This window comes from Streptomyces sp. NPDC046335, from assembly GCF_055587985.1.
Genome location: NZ_JBVJFF010000040.1, coordinates 1 through 4,351 on the forward strand (window position 1 = coordinate 1; position 4,351 = coordinate 4,351).

Annotated in this window: 2 protein-coding genes; one reads left to right on the plus strand and one right to left on the minus strand. The window is 66.7% G+C overall.

Annotation, left to right across the window (positions count from 1 at the left end; genetic code table 11):
* A partial coding sequence (locus tag ACZ6JY_RS40680; protein ID WP_469204632.1) for a beta-ketoacyl [acyl carrier protein] synthase domain-containing protein occupies positions 1 to 1,800 on the minus strand: 1,800 nt, incomplete at its 3' end.
* A 1,160-nt stretch (positions 1,801 to 2,960) separates the two neighbouring features.
* On the opposite strand from ACZ6JY_RS40680, the gene ACZ6JY_RS40685 reads away from it, so the two are divergent.
* Positions 2,961 to 4,351: type I polyketide synthase (locus ACZ6JY_RS40685; protein ID WP_469204633.1), on the plus strand; the 1,391-nt coding region annotated here is incomplete at its 3' end.

A 4,351-nucleotide genomic window follows, 5' to 3' on the forward strand; every position in this document is an offset into this window, starting at 1 on the left:
TGCCAACCGCCGCAACCCCGCGACCAGTTCCTCCCGGTCGCGGCCGAGGACCACCGCACGGTGCTCGAAGGCGGTACGCGTGGTGGCCAGGGACCAGGCGACGTCCCATGGCTCCGGATCGGCGACACCGCTTGGCACCGGATCAGGGCACGCCAGTACCGAGGGCAGCACCGCCTGATCCGGTGTCGGGGCCATTCCTGCCTGCGGGGCCGACACGCGTTCGTTCACGCCCTTCTCGACAGGACCGGCATGGTCGGCTGGTTCTGTGCCGCCGACGGGAGATTGCTCAAGGATCAGGTAGGCGTTGGCCTCCCCCACCCCGCAGGAAGCCACGGCCGCACGACGAGGCCGATGGGCGCGAGGCCACGGCCGCGCATCGGTGGGGCAGTCGGCAGGTGAAACCGACACGCCGACACGCAACGTCCTGGGCAGCAGTTCGTGCCGTAGCGCCATGATCATTCGGACCACGCCCAGCACACCAGCCGCGGCCCCCGTACGACCGAGGGTCTGCTCAACCGATCCCAGCCACAGAGGTAGCTCAGCGGTACGCGCTTGACCGTGAGCTGTCAGCAGTGCCTGAGCATCGGTCGGATCGTCCAGCACCATGCCCGCGCCGTGCAGCTCCAGAGCGTCGACATCGGTCGCCACCAGTCCCAAGTCGCTGAGGCCCCGGCGGATCGTTGCCTCCCGCGAGAGGGTTCCCGAGGCGGACGAGCCATTACCGACATCGGTCTGGCGCACCGCGCTTCCCCGTACCACCGCCAGCACCTGGTGGCCATCGCGCCGCGCTCGTGACAACGGCTCCAGCAACAGCACGGCCGCGCCCTCACCCCGCACGCCACCGGCCCGGGGCTGGGACGCGAACGCCGTACGCCGCTCCCCGTCCGCGTCCTGCTCGTCCTCTCCGCCGTCCGCCACCCACGCGCCTGGCGCGGTCGCCACCGCCATCCCGCCGGCCACGGCCATGGAACACTCGCCCAACCGCAACGCCTGACACGCCGCATGAAGCGCCACCAAGGAAGACGAGTCTCCTGTGTCACAGCCGACGCTCGGCCCCTCCACCCCCAAGGTCTGTGCCACTTGGCCGGCAGCGTCGCTGGCCACGTCGCCGACCGGCAACGAGGCACCGTCACCGACCGGCACCGCATGGTCGTCCACAGCGCGATCCTCCGAGGCAGCTCCCACGAACGAGGCAGCTCCCACGAAAATCCCGAGGTGACTGCCTCGGAGCGCGATCGGTTCGATATCCGCCTGCGCTACCGCCTGGCGGACAAGGTGCAGCAGCAGCTGATGGCCGCTCGCCTTCGGCGTCCGCTGCGGGGATACCACGGCCCCGAGATGGGTCGGCCCCAACATATCTGCGGCGCCCGGGAGTTCACCTTTGTACGCCGAAGAGGGCGCCGGTCGCCGCGGGTCCGGGACGTTCCGTCCTTCGAGGTCTCCGATCCCGGCGGTCGGAGTGCCGGACATCGCGGTGTCCGCCCCAACCAGCAATTCCCACAGCGCCTCAGGAGACGAGACTCCCCCCGGGTACCGACACACCATCCCCACCACAGCGATCGGGTCGTCGGCTGGCAACGCGCCCGCGTCCGCCCCCGCTCGCGCGTGGCCCTGCTCATCCGTAGCCCCAACAACCTCAGCAGTCTCAACAGCTTTGGCGGCCTCAGCAGCATCAGCAGTCTTGGCGGGCTGAAGGCCGGCTGACGCGGCGGGAGTCAAGCGCTCGCGGTTCTCACCAGTGAAACGACTCTCCGCCGACTCCGACTCCCACTCCCACCGACCCTGCTCCTGCTTGCTCATCTCTCGACCCTCGCCCCTCTTGTCAGCTTGTCAGCGTCAGAAATCGGAGCCCCGCACTACCGCCTGCGCCCCCGATGCGGTCGCCAGCCCTCAGCCAGGCGGTGTGTCATTGGTAGTACCCGTATACGGAAGAACTGGCTTCGGCCGGACGACGATCGCTGGAGCAGGTCGACCGCGATGAACCCGCCCTGAGAAAACTCGGCGGTCAGGGATCGAAGGGTCCGACGCAACAGAGGGAAAACTCATCGCCTCTTACCTCCTGCCGCAATACGGGCCGTCGGAATCCTTCTATTTCCCGCCGCCTCTCGGCAAGAATTCACACCGTAGCGTTCCACCAGAACGAGCAGACCTCACCAAGCGATCGGGTTTTACAGCGCCAGAAAACCCGTCGGCAACCATCCAGAATCACCGCAGCGCGGCAAGACTTCTCACGCCACACGACCGCCGCCTCATGAGGCTCGCGCCCTACGTATGGCCTCGCGTACACGGGCAAGCACGAAGTATTACGTTACCGACGCTGATGGTGCGCCTCAACCCCACTTCCCGCCTATCACCCCACCCCTTGGCCGCAGCACCGGCGTTCGACGGACAATACGTATGCACGTTCTTCTGCATGGCCGTGCACACCCGAATGAGTCGGCATCTGCCCAGCTCAAAGGAATCTTGGGCCTGACCATTTCTCTCTGAAATATCTCGAACGCGACGTCGATCATCGAACTCTGACTCTTTTCTCCTACCTCCGGGCACCTTCGGAGCCCCTGCAGGGAGTCATCAATCACCCCGTAGGGGTTGCCCCCATCTCCCCTACCTGAATAATCTATATTCTGAGATCCTCGACAGGAGGGCGGATATAGACGCCCTCCCCTATGGGCATGCTCCATGACGACTTGCGGCACAGATAAGGGGAGCTGAGCGGTATGACGCGTAGTTCCATATCAGCCGCTCTCCAAGTCCGCCTGCCCTCACGTTCGAGCAATCGAATAGGCCGCACAATCTAGGGTCGATTTCCTGCCACGGCGCAATCACGCCACCTTCAGGATTCGACCCGCGCTGCCCTTGTGTTATCGGGGCCTCTCGCAGCTCCCAGCAATCTCAAAAAACGTCTCACGCCGTCTGGCCTGTGGCACCGCCATGTCGACTGCGTTTCGGGTTTGGAGACCATGATGACGTCACCCGACGGCAGGGTCGTTGAAGCACTCCGAGCATCACTCAAGGAGAACGAGAGTCTCCGGCAGCAGAACCAGCGGCTTGTCGCCGCGTCGTCGGAGCCGATCGCGGTGGTGGGCATGGCCTGCCGGTACCCCGGCGGAGCCTCCTCCCCCGAGGCCCTGTGGAACCTGCTCGCCACCAACCACGACGCCATCGCCGGATTCCCCACCGACCGCGGCTGGGACCTCGACGCACTGTACGACCCCGACCCCGAACAACCAGGCACCTCCTACGCCCGAGAAGGCGGCTTCCTCTACGACGTAGCCCAATTCGACCCCACCTTCTTCGGCATCTCCCCCCGCGAAGCACTGGCCACCGACCCCCAACAACGACTCCTCCTGGAAACCGCCTGGGAAGCACTCGAACACGCCGGCATCAACCCCACCACCCTCAAAGGCAGCCAGACCGGTGTGTTCGCCGGCGCCAGCCCTCAGGGTTACGCGCCACACCCCAGCAAGATGCCCGAGCATCTGGAGGGATACCTGCTGGCCGGAAACTCGAACAGTGTGGTGTCGGGCCGGGTGTCCTACACGCTGGGGTTGGAGGGCCCGGCGGTCACCGTGGACACCGCGTGCTCGTCGTCGCTGGTGGCGCTGCACCTCGCCTGCCAAGCCCTACGAAACGGTGAGTGCTCTCTCGCCCTGGCCGGCGGGGTCGCGGTGATGGCCACGCCCGGCGTCTTCGTGGAGTTCAGCCGGCAGCGCGGAATGGCCGTCGATGGGCGGTGCAAGGCGTTCGCCGCCTGTGCGGATGGCGCCGGTTGGGGAGAGGGTTCCGGAATCGTCGTACTGGCACGACTTTCGGACGCGCAGCGTCAAGCCCTCCCTGTGCTGGCGGTGGTACGAGGGAGCGCGGTCAACCAGGACGGAGCCAGCGGCCGCCTGACCGCTCCGAACGGTCCTTCGCAGCAGCGGGTGATCCGGCAGGCCCTGGCGAACGCGGGGCTGGTGGCGGCCGATATCGATGCCGTCGAGGCGCACGGGACAGGGACGACGCTCGGGGACCCGATCGAGGCCCAGGCGGTGTTGGCCACCTATGGTCAGGGACGTCTTGGCGAAGAGCCCCTGTGGCTCGGGTCGTTGAAGTCGAACATCGGGCATACCCAGGCCGCGGCCGGTGTGGCGGGTGTGATCAAGATGGTGATGGCGCTGCGGCACGGACTGCTACCGAAGACCCTGCACGTGGATGAACCCACCCCGCACGTCGACTGGAGCAGCGGGGCGGTGTCACTGCTGACCGAACCCCGCCCCTGGCCCCGCACCGACCGCCCCCGCCGCGCAGCCGTCTCCTCCTTCGGCGTCAGCGGCACCAACGCCCACCTCATCCTCGAAGACGCACCCAC